This is a genomic window from Sphingomonas sp. (assembly GCF_017745215.1).
Taxonomy (GTDB): Bacteria; Pseudomonadota; Alphaproteobacteria; order Sphingomonadales; family Sphingomonadaceae; genus Sphingomonas.
This window is the reverse complement of sequence record NZ_JAGHZV010000001.1, coordinates 269574-285108: the sequence shown is the minus strand read 5'-3', so window position 1 is coordinate 285108 and position 15535 is coordinate 269574. Positions and strand designations below refer to the sequence as shown.

General features: G+C 69.0%; 15 protein-coding genes. 9 read left to right on the top strand and 6 right to left on the bottom strand.

The window, feature by feature from the left end:
- Window positions 1–20 precede the first annotated feature (20 nt).
- Complete coding sequence (gene yidC / locus J7495_RS01415) at window positions 21–1736, top strand: membrane protein insertase YidC (RefSeq protein ID WP_294054282.1); 1716 nt, start codon at window positions 21–23, stop codon at window positions 1734–1736.
- 4 nt (window positions 1737–1740) lie between these two features.
- Window positions 1741–2376, top strand: a complete 636-nt coding sequence (yihA, locus tag J7495_RS01410; RefSeq protein WP_294054281.1) for a ribosome biogenesis GTP-binding protein YihA/YsxC — start codon at window positions 1741–1743, stop codon at window positions 2374–2376.
- A 219-nt stretch (window positions 2377–2595) separates the two neighbouring features.
- Here yihA and J7495_RS01405 read toward each other — a convergent pair whose 3' ends face one another.
- Entirely contained in the window at window positions 2596–3798 is a 1203-nt protein-coding gene (locus tag J7495_RS01405; RefSeq protein ID WP_294054280.1) for an aspartyl protease family protein, read from the bottom strand.
- An 82-nt stretch (window positions 3799–3880) separates the two neighbouring features.
- Between J7495_RS01405 and J7495_RS01400 the strand changes: the two genes are divergently transcribed.
- The 6 genes from J7495_RS01400 to J7495_RS01375 all read left to right on the top strand — a co-directional run bounded on the left by J7495_RS01400 (window position 3881) and on the right by J7495_RS01375 (window position 8884).
- Window positions 3881–4387, top strand: coding sequence for a DUF2975 domain-containing protein (locus tag J7495_RS01400; protein WP_294054279.1), 507 nt, complete (start codon window positions 3881–3883; stop codon window positions 4385–4387).
- A complete protein-coding gene (locus J7495_RS01395) occupies window positions 4387–4620 on the top strand; it encodes a helix-turn-helix transcriptional regulator (RefSeq protein ID WP_294054278.1) in 234 nt (77 codons plus the stop codon). Before J7495_RS01400 ends, J7495_RS01395 begins: the two co-directional genes overlap by 1 nt.
- Before the next feature lie 37 nt (window positions 4621–4657).
- Complete coding sequence (locus J7495_RS01390) at window positions 4658–5773, top strand: zinc-binding dehydrogenase (protein ID WP_294054277.1); 1116 nt, start codon at window positions 4658–4660, stop codon at window positions 5771–5773.
- 8 nt (window positions 5774–5781) lie between these two features.
- Window positions 5782–6243 (top strand): SAM-dependent methyltransferase, encoded by a 462-nt coding sequence (locus J7495_RS01385; protein ID WP_294054276.1) that lies wholly within the window; start codon window positions 5782–5784, stop codon window positions 6241–6243.
- Between the two features lie 94 nt (window positions 6244–6337).
- The gene (locus J7495_RS01380; RefSeq protein ID WP_294054275.1) at window positions 6338–7927 is read left to right on the top strand and encodes a methyl-accepting chemotaxis protein; all 1590 of its coding nucleotides are present in this window, start codon (window positions 6338–6340) and stop codon (window positions 7925–7927) included.
- A 294-nt stretch (window positions 7928–8221) separates the two neighbouring features.
- The gene (locus J7495_RS01375; protein WP_294054274.1) at window positions 8222–8884 is read left to right on the top strand and encodes a glutathione S-transferase family protein; all 663 of its coding nucleotides are present in this window, start codon (window positions 8222–8224) and stop codon (window positions 8882–8884) included.
- On the opposite strand, the gene J7495_RS01370 is transcribed toward J7495_RS01375, so the two are convergent.
- Entirely contained in the window at window positions 8881–10107 is a 1227-nt protein-coding gene (locus J7495_RS01370) for a heparan-alpha-glucosaminide N-acetyltransferase domain-containing protein (RefSeq protein WP_294054273.1), read from the bottom strand. The two genes, J7495_RS01375 and J7495_RS01370, sit on opposite strands and share 4 nt — an antisense overlap.
- A gap of 52 nt (window positions 10108–10159) precedes the next feature.
- Window positions 10160–10606: a cupin domain-containing protein gene (locus J7495_RS01365; protein WP_294054272.1), complete on the bottom strand. Its 447-nt coding sequence runs from the start codon at window positions 10604–10606 to the stop codon at window positions 10160–10162.
- A 30-nt stretch (window positions 10607–10636) separates the two neighbouring features.
- Here J7495_RS01365 and dapE point away from each other — a divergent pair, with 30 nt between their 5' ends.
- Complete coding sequence (dapE, locus tag J7495_RS01360) at window positions 10637–11758, top strand: succinyl-diaminopimelate desuccinylase (RefSeq protein WP_294054271.1); 1122 nt, start codon at window positions 10637–10639, stop codon at window positions 11756–11758.
- A 124-nt stretch (window positions 11759–11882) separates the two neighbouring features.
- On the opposite strand, the gene J7495_RS01355 is transcribed toward dapE, so the two are convergent.
- From J7495_RS01355 to J7495_RS01345, 3 genes are all read right to left on the bottom strand, one after another.
- Window positions 11883–13556 (bottom strand): EAL domain-containing protein, encoded by a 1674-nt coding sequence (locus J7495_RS01355; protein WP_294054270.1) that lies wholly within the window; start codon window positions 13554–13556, stop codon window positions 11883–11885.
- A gap of 79 nt (window positions 13557–13635) precedes the next feature.
- Window positions 13636–14229, bottom strand: a complete 594-nt coding sequence (locus J7495_RS01350; protein ID WP_294054269.1) for a Smr/MutS family protein — start codon at window positions 14227–14229, stop codon at window positions 13636–13638.
- Window positions 14230–14236: 7 nt separating this feature from the next.
- Window positions 14237–15502, bottom strand: a complete 1266-nt coding sequence (locus J7495_RS01345; RefSeq protein WP_294054268.1) for an MltA domain-containing protein — start codon at window positions 15500–15502, stop codon at window positions 14237–14239.
- Window positions 15503–15535: the final 33 nt, after the last annotated feature.

Sequence of the window (15535 nt, the reverse complement as noted above, 5' to 3'; positions counted from 1 at the left end):
GCTTTTCCGGGGATTAGTCGGTGAAAGAAGACCAGAAGAACCTGATTATCTTCTTCGTGCTCGCGGCCGTGCTGCTGTTCGCATGGAGCCCGGTGGTGAACCATTTCTTCCCCACCCCCGCCAAGACGGTGAAGGTGGAGACGACGGCGTCCAAGAACGCCGAGCGCGGCCAGCCCGCGCCCACTGCCGACGGCGCCAAGCCGACGCTGACCGTCCAGCAGGCGCTCGTCGGCGGACGCGTCGCGATCGAGACGCCCGACCTCAAGGGCACGATCAACCTCAAGGGCGCGCGGATCGACGATCTCGTGCTCAAGCGCTACGCCGAGACGGTCAAGACGGACTCGCCGCCGGTCCGCCTGCTTTCGCCGGTCGGCGCACCGGGCGCCTATTTCGCCGAGTTCGGCTGGCTGGGCAGCGGCGTCCAGGCGCCGACCGCCGACACCGTCTGGCAGGCGAGCGCGCCCAAGCTGACCCCCACCACACCGGTCACGCTCACCGCGACCAACGCCACGGGCCAGACCTTCCGCATCGATCTCTCGGTCGACGAACATTACATGTTCACGATCCGCCAGAGCGTTGCCAACGCCGGCAAGACGCCGGTGTCGGTCACGCCCTACGCGCTGGTCAACCGCGCCGAGAAGTCGAAGGACCTCGACCAATGGGCGGCGAACGTCGGCCCGATCACCACGAGCAACGGCTCGGCCGCCTATCTCAACTACAGCGACGTCGAGAAGGCGCCGCAGGAAGCCGATTCGCTCGGCGGCTGGGCGGGCTTCACCGACCATTACTGGCTCACCGCGCTGGTCCCCGACCAGGGCAGCAAGGTCCATTTCTCGCAGCGTCAGGGCCCGTCCAAGGCCTATCAGGCCGACACGCACCTCCAGGACGCGCTCCGGGTCGCGCCGGGTCGGCAGGTCACCTACACCAGCCGCTTCTTCGCCGGCGCGAAGGAAGTGAAGGTGCTCAACGGCTATGAGAAGGCGCTGGGCATCAAGACCTTCGGCCTCGCGATCGACTGGGGCTGGTTCTCGATCGTCGAGCAGCCGATCTTCTATTATCTCGATTGGCTGTTCCGCCTGATCGGCAATTTCGGCGTCGCGATCATCCTGCTCACGATCACGATCCGCGGCCTGCTGTTCCCGATCGCGCACAAGCAGTTCGAATCGATGGCGAAGATGCGCATCCTCCAGCCCAAGATGAAGGCGCTGCAGGAACGCTACAAGGACGACAAGGCAAAGCAGCAGCAGGAGATCATGAAGCTGTACAAGGAGGAGAAGGTGAACCCGCTCGCGGGTTGCGTGCCGATCCTCCTGCAGATCCCGATCATGTTCGCGCTGTACAAGGTGCTGCTGCTGACGATCGAGATGCGCCATGCGCCCTTCGCGCTGTGGATTCACGACTTGTCGGTCCCCGATCCCGCGAACCTCGTCAACCTGATCGACTATCTCTTCCACATCCCGCTGCCTGGGTTGTTCGCGCTCGGCGTCTTCCCGCTGCTGCTCGGCGTCTCGATGTACTTCCAGATGAAGCTCAACCCCGCGCCGATGGACGAGATCCAGAAGCAGGTGTTCGCGATCATGCCCTGGATGCTGATGTTCGTGATGGCGCCGTTCGCGGTGGGCCTGCAGCTCTACTGGATCACCTCGAACTGCATCACCATCCTGCAGCAGCGCTGGCTCTATTCGCGCCATCCGCACATGAAGGAGCCGGCCGCCAAGGCGGGCGTCTCGAAGTAGGCCGGTGGCGTTCGATCCCGAGCTCGTCGAGGCGGCGCGCAAGGCCTTTGCGGGGCCGGTCGGCTTCCTGAAGTCGGCGCCCAAGCTCGAGCACCTGCCCGCGCCGGACGTGCCCGAAGTCGCGTTCGCCGGGCGCTCGAATGTGGGCAAGTCGTCGCTGCTCAACGCGCTCACGGGACGCAACGGGCTGGCGCGCACCTCGAACACGCCGGGGCGCACGCAGGAGCTCAACTTCTTCGACGTGGGCGATCCGCTGAAGTTCCGGCTGGTCGACATGCCGGGATACGGCTTCGCCAAGGCGCCCAAGGACATGGTCCGCCAGTGGCGCTGGCTGGTGAACGACTATCTGCGCGGCCGCCAGGCGCTCAAGCGTGCGCTGGTGCTGATCGATTCGCGCCACGGCATCAAGGACGTCGACCGCGACATCCTCGACATGCTCGACGCGGCCGCCGTGAGCTACCGCATCGTGCTCACCAAGGCCGACAAGGTGAAGGCGAGCGAGCTGGCGCGCGTCGCCGAGGAGACCGCGGCCGAGGCGCGCAAACGACCCGCCGCGCATCCCGAGATCCTCGCGACCTCGAGCGAGAAGGGCATGGGCGTGCCCGAGCTGCGTGCGGCGGTGCTCGAAGCGATCGGCTGATCCCTGAACGGTATCGACATTCAGTTTGGAGGGCGCGTTCCATCGAAAAGCCCGTTGATTGGCGCCCGAGCGGCAACACCCTGACCGTCACCATAACCTAGACCGTCATCCCGGCGAAAGCCGGGACCCAGGGTTACAGAAGGCATCGTTCGCGACCCCGGGGTCCCGGCTTTCGCCGGGATGACGAAAAAGAGCGCGGGAGGCCTCTCGTAAGAGCCCTCAGAAGAAATCCCTCAGCACCACCGGCAGGTGCGCCCCGTCGGCGCGCACCAGGTCCAGCGTCTCCCCGGCGCGCATCCGCGTGAAGCTGGCGTAGCGCGAGCGGTAGAAGTCCGGCGTCACCGGCATGTCGCCGATCGCGACCACCGCATCGCCTTCCTTCCAGCCTGCCGCGGCGCCCGGCCCGTCGGGCGAGACATAGACCACCTTCAGCCGATCGTCCGCCAGTTCCATCCGCATCCCCAGCCGGTCCTTGGGCAGCGGCTCGGCGAGCGCGCGGCGGTTGGGCGTCAGCCACAAGGTGTTCGTCCCGAAGTCGACCGCCACCCGGAACCGTTGCAGCAGGTCGATGCCGATGTTCGCGCCATCCATCGGCAGGTCCTTCGCCGATTCGTTGAGCAGCGCGGGGACGCCCTGGAAGGTCTGGCCGGCAAAGCTCAGGCTTGGCAGCGTGACGAGGCGGCGCTGGGCCATGCCCCCTACGCCACCAGCATTGCCGCGCGCCCATCGCAGCCCGCCGATCGCCGGGTCGCTCGACCACACCGGCTGCGAGATCGCCAGCGAGCCGCCATGGCCCAGGTCGAAGTCGGCCATGATCGGCGCCGCCGCACCGACCGCCAGCGGCACGCGCCGGATCGGGCCCGACTGGGTCATCGCGATCCGCATCGCACCCGCCGGCGCCGCGAAGCCGTCGCGCGGGCGGAAGCGAATCTCGTGCCGCTCGAAATCGACGTCGACGATCCCCGCGTCGAACGCTTCGCGCCCGAGCACCAGGTCGATCCTGCGCCCGATCGCCCGCGAGATCGGCGTCAGGTCGATCACCACCACCGAGGCGCTGACCGTGAGCGGGCCCACGCCCAGCTTCGTCCCATGCACCATCCGCCCGGGGATGGTCCCGCTCATCCCGCGCACGCTTGCGTCGATCCCGCCGGTCACGCCCGCGCCCTCGGCGAAGCTCGCGTCGACCACCGAGGCGCCCGCGCCGCTGTCGAGCATCACCTCCGCCGGATGGCCGTTGACCGTGCCGTGGAGAAAGATGCGGTTGCCGCGGAACAGCTCGAACGGAACCGGGCGACGGTCGGACGAGAATTCGGCGCCGGGCGCGGGCACCGCCTGCTGTGCCGGCGCCTGCTGGGCGAGCGCGCCGCCCACCGCCAGCGCAGCGACTGGGGCAGCGAGCAGAATCGAGGAACGAAGGGTCATTTCAGTCTCCAACCAAGGAATGACAAAGCGTCTCATTTGTGATACAGCAATTTATTATTGTATAACGATAAGGATTTTGTCAATGGCAGAAAGAACTCGCGAGCACATCGTGCGGCTCGCGCGGCGGTTGCGCCTGGGGATCTGGGTGGTGATCGCCGCGATCGTGCTGCTCTACGGCGCCGCGCGCTTGGGGCTCGGCACCTCGAACGTCCGCATCGTCGCGCGCGCCGCGGTCGACAGCGACATCCCCGAGCTCTGGTGGGCGCGCGACCTGGCGGCACTGCTGATCCTCGCCGCGCTCGTCCGCCTCGCCGGCATGCTCGGGCTGATCGCGCGCGGCCAGCGCTTCTCGCCGCCGGTGACGCGCGCCTTCCGCGGCTTCGCGCTGCTGCTCCTGCTCGCCGCCGCGGTGACGCTCGTCGCGCCCTTCCTCGCGCTCGCCTATGCCGAGCCGACCCACGGCCAGCTCCACATCGCGCTCAACTTCCGTGACGTGTGGACGATGTTCGTCACGGGCGCCTTGTTTCTCGTCGCGAACCTGCTCGACGAGGCGCAGCGCCTCGAAGCCGATCTCAGCGAGATCGTCTGATGGGTGCGGTTGTCGTGCGTCTCGACGTGATGCTGGCGATGCGCAAGGTCCGCTCGCGCGAGCTGGCCGAGCATATCGGCATCACCGAAGCCAATCTGTCGCTGCTCAAGTCGGGCAAGGTGAAGGGCATCCGCTTCGCCACGCTCGCGGCGATCTGCGACTATCTCGACTGTGTACCGGGCGACATCCTGGACTATGACGCGACCGCACCGAGCGTGGCGGAGTCGGACTGACGAGTCGCGCCGGACCAACGAGAAACGGGAGGACGCCATGGAGGCCCTGGAACTTCGCTCGACGATCACGTCGGACGGCAAGCTGAAGCTCGCGCTGGAAGAAGCGGCGCTGCCCGAGCCCGGGCCGGGCGAGATCGTCATCCGCGTCGAGGCGGCGCCGATCAACCCGTCGGACCTCGGCCTGCTGCTGGGGCCCGCAGACGTCGACACGATCGAGGCGGGCGGCACCGCCGATCGCCCGACGATCACGGCGGAGGTCCCCGCCCAGCGCCTGCCGCTGATGAAGGCGCGGCTCGACCAGTCGATGGCGGTGGGCAACGAAGGCTCGGGCACCGTCGTCGCCGCGGGCGAAGGCGCCGAGGGGCTGATGGGCAAGCTCGTCGCGCTCGTCCCCGGCGGCATGTACGCCACGCACCGCCTCGCCCGCGCCGCCGACGCCTGGGTACTGCCCGAGGGCGTCACTGCGGCCGAAGGCGCCTCGCCCTTCGTCAATCCGATGACGTCGCTCGCGATGGTCGAGACGCTGCGGATGGAGGGCCACAGCGCGCTGGTCCACACCGCCGCCGCCTCGAACCTCGGCCAGATGCTCAACCGTATCTGCCTCGCCGACGGCGTGCCGCTGGTGAACATCGTGCGCAGCGAAGCCCAGGCCGCGATCCTGCGGGGGCTCGGCGCCAAGTACATCGTCGACTCCTCGGCACCCGACTTCACCGCGGCGCTCACCGAAGCCGTCGCCGAGACCAATGCCACGCTCGCCTTCGACGCGGTCGGCGGCGGTACGCTGATCAACACGATCCTGCGCGCGATGGAAGCCGCGCAGCAGCGCAAGATGAAGGCCTACAGCCGCTACGGCTCGTCGGTGCACAAGCAGGTCTATCTCTACGGCATGCTCGACACGAGCCCGACGATGCTCGACCGCAGCTACGGCCTCGCCTGGGGCGTCACCGGCTTCCTCGTCTCGAACTTCCTGATGCGCGCGGGCGCCGAGACCGCGGCGCGGATGCGCGCGCGCGTCGCGAACGAGCTCAGGACCACCTTCGCGAGCAGCTATACCGCCGAGATCTCGCTGGCCGAGGCGCTCGATCCCGAGACGCTGCGCGCCTATGCCCGCAAGGCGACGGGCGAGAAATACCTGATCAACCCGGCGAAATAGAGGGCGGCATGGACTTTCGCTGCACACCGATCGGCCATGTCCGCGGCGGACGCGGCGAAGCGATCGACGACGATTGGGGCGCCAGCCGTGCGCGGATCGAGCTCGATCCCGCGCGCTTCACGCCCGATGCGCTGCTTGGGCTGGCCGACTTCAGCCACGCCGAAGTGATCTACTGGTTCGATCGCGTGCCCGATGCCGAGATCGAGACCGGCGCGCGCCGCCCGCGCGGCCGCGCCGACTGGCCGCTCGTCGGCATCTTCGCCCAGCGCGGCAAGGGCCGGCCGAGCCGGATCGGCGTGACGGTGTGCCGGATCGTCGCGGTCGAGGGCCTGGTGCTCGAGGTCGAGGGGCTCGACGCGATCGACGGCACCCCGGTGCTCGACATCAAGCCGGTGATGACCGGCTTCCTCCCCCGCGGCGAGGTCCGCGAGCCGGGCTGGGCGAAGGAACTGATGGCCGGCTATTGGTGAGGCAAGGTCGTTACGCCGCCGATAGCGCACATCTACTTATCCGTGGTGAACCCGGGCCTAACCACCGACCGATAGAGCAGGCTCGGTCATGGGCGTGTGGCAGCAACTCCGCTGGTCGGTTTACGACAAATGGGTCGATCTGCCCCCCGAGCAGGCGCGCGTGCAGGTCATCGCCGTCTCGCGCGGCTATGAAGTCTCCTTCGCCGCGATGGCGGTCGTCACCGTCGGGCTCACCGCCTGGCTGTTCAACTCGCCCTATCGGCTGTGGCTTTGCATCGGCATGGTCGCCAACCTCGCGCTCGGCGTCTTCCTGCTCTACGAGCGCAAGCAGGCGCGCGCCCGCGACTGGCGGATCGACGACCAGCGCCAGGCCGTGCGCGCGATCCAGTCGGTGATTCTCGAGGCCGGTACGGTCTCCGCGGTCTGGTTCGTCTTCCTCGGCAGCTGCGTGATGGGCGCCAACGAGCAACAGCTGATCGCCATCTCGGCGGTGATCACCGGCATGGTGGCGCTGGGCGCGCTGCGCTTCGCCGCGCTGCCGCCGGCGGCGATCCTCTATCTCCTCGTCGCGCTGTTCGTCACGCCGGTGTGCAGCTTCCGCCCGCAGGTGCCGGTCGAAGTCTATGTGCTCCTCGCGCTGTTCGTGTTCATGCTCGCGCGCATCGTGGTCAAGCATGCCGAAGTGGTGATCAGCGGCTTCCAGCAAGGCGAAGCGCTGGCCAGGGCCGCGGCCGAGCGCGACCTGCTCCAGGAAAAGGACGTCCGCGCGCAGATCGAGCGCCAGGCGCTCGCCGCCGAGGCGCGCCATCGCGGCCAGATCGAAGCCGCGCAGACGCGCCGCGCCGAGATCGAGCGGATCGCGCGCCAGTTTGAGGGCGGCTTCGTCCGCATGGTCACCGATCTCGCCGCCGCCGCCGACCAGACGCGCGAATCGGCGCGCCAGCTCACCTCGACCACGCTCGCCGCGCACGCCGAGGTCCGCGACGTCGCCGGTCGCGCCGGGCGCGCCGACATGGGCGCCGCCGCGCTGCTCGACGAATCGGCCAACCTCGGCCGCTCGCTCGCCGCGGTCGAAGGCGCGGTCAGCCGCCAGGAGCGCACCACCGAGCGGCTGCGCACGCTTTCGCAGGATGCCGACCATCGCTTCGTCACGCTGGTCGACTATGCCAACAGTGCGGGCACCATCGCCGACCTGATCGCCGAGATCGCCGCGCGCACCAATCTCCTCGCGCTCAACGCCTCGATCGAAGCGGCGCGCGCCGGCGAGTTCGGCTCGGGCTTCGCGGTGGTCGCGCAGGAAGTGAAGAGCCTCGCCGCGCAGACCGCGCTCGCCACCCGCGACATCCGTCGGCAGCTCGCCGAGATCAGCGGCGCAGTGCTCTCCACCGCGGCGATCGTCGCCGACATGCGCGAGAATTTCGACCGGACCAACGATGCCGCCGGCGCGATCGAGCATGCGATGGCGCGCCAGGGCGACGTGATCCGTTCGATCCAGCAATATGCCGGCGTCGCCGCCGAGCTCGCCGCCGACCTCCAGGGCAGCGCGAACAGCGCCGAGCGCGCGAGCGACGCAGCCGCGACGGTGACAGACGAGCTCGGCAGCGTCACCAGCGCGCTCGCCGGCCAGACCCGCGGGCTGCTCGAAGAGATGCGGACGTTTTTGGCGACGCTCGAGGCGGCTTAACGACGCTCACTTCCGCGTCATGCTGAACTTGGGCGCGTCATCGATTGCGGAACGGGCTTCGCGCGCTTCAGACGTCATCCCGGCGAAAGCCGGGACCCAGGGGCAGCGAGCGACGTCCCTCGTAACCCTGGGCCCCGGCTTTCGCCGGGGTGACGGTTGAGGCTTGACGAGAAATCCTGGCGCAATTGACGGCACGCCCAGTTCGGGCGACGATGGTTGTGGTGTCCGTTGGTAGGCTCGATCCCTGATCCCATCGTTGCGGCGGCGGCCCGGCCTCGCTATCCCCTGCCTCCCATGAGGCTCTTCATCGGCAACAAGGCATATTCATCCTGGTCGCTGCGCGGCTGGCTCGCGTGCAAGCTCTCGGGGCTGCCGTTCGAGGAAGTCGTGGTCCCGCTCTACAACGAGGAATGGGAGAAGCGCCGCGAGGGCGACGAGTTCGCGCCTTCGTCGGGCAAGGTCCCGATCCTGTGGGACGAGGACGCCGTGGTCTGGGACAGCCTGGCGATCATCGAATATCTCAACGACAAGACCGGCGGCACGCGCTTCTGGCCCGAGGATATGGCCGCGCGTGCGATGGCGCGGTCGATGGCGGCCGAGATGCATTCGAGCTTCCAGGCGCTGCGCCGCAACCACAGCATGAACGTCCGCCAGGTCTATCCCGCGCAGGAGCCCGAGCCCGAGGTGATGCACGAGATCGGCCGGATCATGGAGCTCTGGGCGCAGGCGCGCGCGCGCCATGGCGGCGAGGGCGAGTTCCTGTTCGGCGAATTCGGCGCGGTCGACATCATGTTCGCGCCGGTGGTGACGCGCTTCGTCACTTATTCGCTCCCCGTCGCGCGCTTCGCCCCGCCGTACATGAACGCGGTCCTCCAACACCCCTTCATGCAGGACTGGATCGCATCCGCACAGGAAGAGGATTGGGTGATCGAGAAGTTCGAGATGGCGCCCGCCTAGATATAGCTCAGCCACCAGTCACGCCGCCCCCGCTTGACGCCGGCGAACCAGCGCGAGAGCGGCACGAGCACGGCGAGCACCAGCAGCCACACCAGATAGACCACCGGCAGCGAGAAGCCCCAGGCCGGCGGCGGCACCGGGCCGAGCGAGCCCGAGACGGTGTTGAAAGCCGTCCCCGCCGGCGCGCCGGTCGCGAGCACCACCGCCAGCATCAGCCCATGCGCGATGTAGAGGTGCGCGAGATACGTGAACAGCGGCGTCCTCCCGAAGTCGAGCAGCACGCGCGCGAGCGGCCCGCGCAGATGGCCGAGCGCGAGGAAGAGCAGCAGCGACACGCCGAGCGTCGCCAGCACATAATCCTCCGACGGCGGATATTTGCTGACGTTGAGCCACGACATCACGCTCTGCGCGGTGGTCGCGCCGGCCTTCCACGGGAAGAAGTCGCCATAGCCGTTGAGCGTGCGCAGCAGCGCGAAGGCGGCGAGCATGGCGAGCGCCAGCCACAGCAGGCGCCGGCCCCGCGCCTCGGGCGCCATGCGGAACAGGGGCCCGAGCCCGAAGCCCAGGCACATCACCCCCAGCCAGGGCACCAGCGCATAATAGGCGAGGAGGTACGGCGGCAGCACCGTCGGCACGAACAGGATCTTGAGCGGCAGCAGCGGCCCGCCCTGCACGTTGAGCAGCGCGAGCGTGCCGAGCGGATAGAGGGCGAGGATCGCCACCCCGATCGCCAGCACCGTCCGCGGCCCGAGGCGCGCGAGCGCGGCCATGCACACCATGCTCCCGCCGATCGCCCAGATCACCTGGAGGAAGACGAACGGCTCGCCGAAGTTGAAGCCGAAGGTCACCACCGTGACTTCGAGCAGCACCAGCCACAGCCCGCGCGTGAGCAGGAAGCGGCTGAGGTCCCAGCCCGTCTTGCCGTTGGCCTTCTGGAAGAAGATCGACACGCCGGCGAGGAACACGAAGGTCGGCGCGCAGAGGTGCGTGATCCAGCGGGTGAAGAACAGCGCCGGATAGCTACGCAGCGGATCGACGGGATCGAACTGCAGCGCCTCGATGTGGAAGAAGTCGCGGACGTGATCGAGCACCATGATCGCGATCACCAGGCCGCGCAGCATGTCGATCGCGTCGAGCCGCGCGGCGCCGGAGCGCGTCCGCCCCGCGTTCTCGGCGGGCTCGGTGAGCGGATCCTCCTCGAAGGGTGCTGCCGCGGTCGCCATGTCGATACCCCCTGTTCCCCGATGGGATGCTAACGCGGGGATCGCCGTGAAGCTAGAAGCCCGACCCGTCCTTCCGCCGGAAACCCATCCCTTCGAACAGGTGCATGTCGATGTCGGGATAGTGGCAGTCGCTCGCCGCCGGCTTGCCCACGGCGACGAACACGCAATCGGCGTCCGACCGGTTGACCAGCACATGGCCGTTGCCGTCGCCCTTCGGGAAAGCCGCGATGTCGCCCGGCAGCATCGCCTGCTCGCCCGCGTCGTCGATCAGCACCGCTTCGCCTGAGAGCATCACCACGAACTCGTCCTCCGCCTCGTGCCAGTGGCGCTGCGACGACCAGGCGCCGGGCCTCAGCGTCACATGGCTGAACCCGAAGTCGCCGATCCCGCTCGTCTGCGCCATCCGCCGGTACCAGCGGCCCTGGACCTTGTCGGCGAACTCGGGCGGATAGCCCGTCGCGTTCGTCTGCGGGATTGCGTCGAGATCGAGCTTGGGCAATGTCCCCTCCTCTTTGCCGCGGAGCCCGTCTTGCCCGATCCGATCGAACTCACCAAGGCCCTGATCGCCGCCGAGAGCGTCACCCCTGCCACCGGCAAGGTGTTCGACGTGCTCGAGGCGGCGCTGCTGCCGCTCGGCTTCGCGGTCGAGCGCTTCGTCGCCGGCGAGGCACCCGACGGGCCGGTCGAGAACCTGCTCGCGGCACGCGGCAGCGCCGGCAGGCACTTCGCCTTCGCCGGCCACCTCGACGTCGTGCCCCCCGGCGTGGGCTGGACCAGCGACGCCTTCGCGCCCGAGGTTCGCGGCGAGCTCCTCTACGGCCGCGGCGCGGTCGACATGAAGGGCGCGATCGCCGCCTTCGCAGCCGCCGCGGCGCGTGTCGAGACGCCGGGCATCGTCAGCCTGGTCATCACCGGCGACGAGGAAGGCCCCGCCACCTATGGCACGCAGAAGCTGATCGAGCGGATGCGGGAGCGCGGGCTGCTCCCCGACCTCTGCCTCGTCGGCGAGCCCACGTCTGCGAACCGGCTCGGCGACACGATCAAGATCGGTCGCCGCGGCTCGACGATCGTGTGGATCGATGTGCCGGGGAAGCAGGGCCACGTCGCCTACCCCCACCTCGCCGACAATCCGATCCCGCGGCTGGTCAAGGCGCTCGCCGAAATCGAGGAGATCGTGCTCGACGAGGGGACCGACTGGTTCCAGCCCTCGAACATCGAGCCGACCGACGTGACCGTGGGCAACCCGGCGGGCAACGTCATCCCCGGCCATGCCTCGGCGCGGCTCAGCATCCGCTTCAACGACCTCCACAACGGCCCCGCGCTGATCGAGCGGATCACCGGAATCGTCCACCGCCATGCGCCGCTGGCCCGGGTAAAGGGCACGACCTATGGCGAGGCCTTCCTCACCGAGCCCGGCGCGCTCTCGACTTTGGTGCAGGACGCCGCCGAGGCGCGGCTCGGGATCCGCCCCGAGCTGTCGACGACGGGCGGGACTTCGGACGCGCGCTTCCTGTCGAAGCTCTGCCCGGTGGTCGAGTTCGGGCTGGTCAATGCGACGATGCACAAGCTGGACGAGGCGGTCGCGCTGGCGGACCTGGAGGCGCTGACGGATGTGTACGAGGCGGTGCTGAAGCGGGTGTTCGCTTCCTAAAGCCCCTCCCCTTTAGGGAAGGGGTTGGGGGTGGGGGCTGTGAGTCTCACCGAGCCCGACGCCAGTATTTGTGGACAGCCCCCACCCCAACCCCTTCCCTAAAGGGGAGGGGCTTAAGAAGAAGTCACCCCGCCGCCCGCTGCCGGCCCGGCTCGCGCACCCAGGCGAGGAACGCATCCTCGGCCATCGGCTGGGCCATCGCATAGCCCTGGAGCACGTCGCAGCCGATCACGCGCAGCACCGCGGCCTGTGCCTCGCTCTCGATCCCCTCGGCCACGGCTTCGCAGCCCAGCCCATGTACCAGCCCGATCACCGCCTGGGCGATCGAGCGCGCCTCGGCATGGTCGGCGACATGCTCGACCAGGCTGCGATCGAGCTTCACACGATTGACCGGGAAGTTGCGCAGCCGGGTCAGGTTCGAATAGCCCGTGCCGAAATCGTCGATCGCCACGCTCGCTCCGTCGGTGCGGAGCAGCGCGATCGCCTCCAGCACTTCGTCCGAGCAATGCATCGCCAGCGTCTCGGTGATCTCGAGTTCGAGCAGCTTGGCCGGCGCCCCCGCGGCGAGCATCGCCTCTCGAAGACGCCGGAAGAAGGCGGCATGGTCGAGCTGGCGCGGGCTGATGTTGACCGCGAGCCGCTGCTCGAGCCCCAGCCGGCCCCAGCGCGCGATCGTCTCGGCGACCGAGGTGACGACCCATTCGCCGATCTCGACGATCAGCCCGGTCTCCTCGGCGCGCTGGATGAAGCTGCCGGGCAGCTTGAGCCCGTCCGGGTGGCGCCAGCGCAGGAGCGCCTCGGCGCCGACGATCTCGCCGTTGTGCGCACCGAGCTGCGGCTGGAAGACCAGCGCGAACTCGCCCTTGTCCACGGCCTCGCGCAAGTCGCTCTCGAGCTGCGCGCGCTCGGCGATCTCGGCGGCGAGCTCGTCGTTGAAATGCTGGGTACGGCCCCTTCCCTGCGCCTTGGCGGCGTACATGGCGGCGTCGGCAGCGCGCATCAGGTCGTGCAGCGTCGTGCCATGCTCGGGGCGCAGCGCGATGCCGATCGATGCGCCGATCGACACTTCCTGGTCGGCGAGGTCGAACGGCTCGGACAGCGCATAGAGGATGCCGCGCCCGATCCGCTCGGCGTCGCGGATGTTGCGCATGTCGGGAAAGAACATCGTGAACTCGTCGCCCGCGAGGCGCCCGATCAGCGGCGTCTTGAGCTCGCCCTCTGCCGTGAACCGGTCGGCGACGGCGCGCAGGCGGTTGGCGACCATGCCGAGCAGCACGTCGCCCATCGCATGGCCCATCGTGTCGTTGACCGCCTTGAAGCGGTCGAGGTCGATGAAATAAAGCACCGAGGCCTGCTGCGGCGGCATCTCGGCGAGCATCCGCTCGCTGGTGCGGCGGAAGTTGGTGCGATTGGGCAGGCCGGTGACGGGATCGAACATCGCGAGCCGCTGGACGCTCTCGAGATTGGCGTGGAGCTGGCTGAACAGCCCCGACATCGCTTCGGCGAGCGGCGGCACGCAGTCGTGGACTTCCTCGGGGATCTCGCTTTCGAGGTCGCCGTTGGCGGCGCGGCTGAGCCGTTCGATCGCCGCGTCGATCGCCTGCGCGGTGGACGCAACGGTGCGCTCGGCCGAGGCCCAGCACATCACGCCGACCAGGATCGCCCCGATCAGCGCGCGCGCGGCGCCTTCCACCGAGATCTGGTCGTGCGCCGTGACCGCCAGGGCGAGGATGAACGCCACCGCTCCGGCACACATCGCAAACGCGATTGCACGACTTTTGAGCGAGAATCCGTCCACTTAGCCCGCCCGAGTCCCCACCAGCGCGGTCACTTGTTCCGCGCCCCTTCCGATCGATGGTTACGCTGGCAGAGAGAGGTTAAGATTTTGCCGTTGAGGAAGCGTTTCGTTGCCGCCGCAGAACGATATAGAGTGCGCCTGTCCCGCCATGACGCGGATGCGCGTTCCGCACCGCAGCAATACGGTCGGCGAAGCGCGAGGCGGCGAGCCAGTCGCCCACCGCGGCGCGGATCGCCCCACGCGCATGCGGCCGCTCCGACTCGGGCCGCGGCGGCTTGCCGGTGACGAGGAGGACGAGGCGGTCGCCCTGCGAGATGGCCTGCTCGAGCGCGCGGTCGAGCCGGGCATGGGCGGTGGCGAGGCTGTGGCCGTGGAGGTCGACCGTCGCGTCGGGGCCGACCAGGCCGCGCGAGAGGCGGCGGTCCCAGCCGCCGTCGAGGGTGTTGGGGGCCTCCCCTTTTGGGGAAGGATTGGGTTGCGGCGGTCGTGCTGGAGACTTCGCAACAGGCTTTACGGGTGTCGCCGGAGAAGCCGGCGAAGGGGGCATCGAGCCCGCCTCCCTTTCGGGAAGGGGAGGTTTCGGGGCGGCCTTTGCCCGCGCCGCATGGATCGGCTTGACGCTCGCCACCACGCGCTGCCAGAGCGCCGCTTCTTCGGGCGCCAGCTTCCTCACCGCCGCCTCACTGCGGCGTATAGACCGGCGGCGGCGCCAGCCGCGCGAGCGTCCCCACCGGCAGCAGCACGAACGCCGTCCCGCGCGCCGACATGCCGCCCGCGGTCGCGCGCGCATCGTCGCCCGCGCCCCAGAAGGTGTCGAAGCGGTTGGGTCCCTTGATCGCGCCGCCGGTGTCCTGCGCCACCCAAAGCCCGGTCGCGTCGGTGCGGTCCATCGAGAGGAACACCGGCGCGCCCAGCGGAATGAACGCCGGGTCCGCCGCCACCGTCGTGTTGCCGGTCACCGCATAGCCGAGCGCGCCCAGCGGTCCCGCACCCTTCAGTTCCTGGAAGAAGACGAAGCTCTTGTTCTCGCGCATGATCGCGTCGCCCTCGGCGGGGTGCTCGCGCAGATACGCCATGATCCCTTGCATCGAGAGCTGCCCGGGCCCGAGCAGCTTGCGGTCGCGCATCAGCGCGCCGATGCCGGTATAGTCGCGCCCGTTCTGCCCGCCATAGCCGATGCGCATCACCTCGCCGTTGGTGTCGCGCAGCCGCCCCGAGCCCTGGACCTGGAGGAAGAACACCTCGACCGGATCCGCTGCCCAGGCGATCACCGGCGCATGGCCGCCGATCGCGCCGTCCTCGATCGCGCCGCGGTCGTAATAGGGGACGAAGCTCTGCCCGTCGACGCGGCCGCGGATCTTCTTGCCCTTGAGGCTGTCCGAGAACAGGCCGAGGTCGGCTTCGATCAGGTCGTCGGGCTTGCCGTAGATCGGCACGTCGAAGCCGCGGCGGTGGTCGCGCGACCCGGCGATCTCGGGCTCGTAATAGCCGGTGGCATAGGCCTTGCCGTCGGCGACCTGCACCGCTTCGAAATATTGGGCGAAGAAGTCGGGGGCGCGGCGCGACTCCCAGCCCGCCGCGGCGCTGCACGCCGAACGCCAGTCTTCGGGCCGGGTGAGCCCGCTCGCATCGGTGCGCTTGAGCAGCGCCGGGCAGCTCAGCCGGAATGCCGCGAGCGCGCGCTCGGCGTCGGCTTGGTCAATCGGCAGGTCGGCGACCGCGGGCCCGGCGGCGAGCCCGGCGAGCACCGCGGTCTTGGTTCCCGCGGGCGCCGCGGGGGCGTCGCTGGGCTTGATCGGCGTGGCGGGCACCGGCTGGCGCGGCTTCTCGGCCGGCGGACGCTGGGGCGCGGGGCCCGCGGTCGCCGGAGCGGGATAGCGCGGCACGACGCCGCCCGAGCATGCGCCCAGCAGCAAGGCAAGCGCCACGACGCCGATGATGCGCATGTCTGTCCTCCGCAAACCTGACCCGGGATCGCC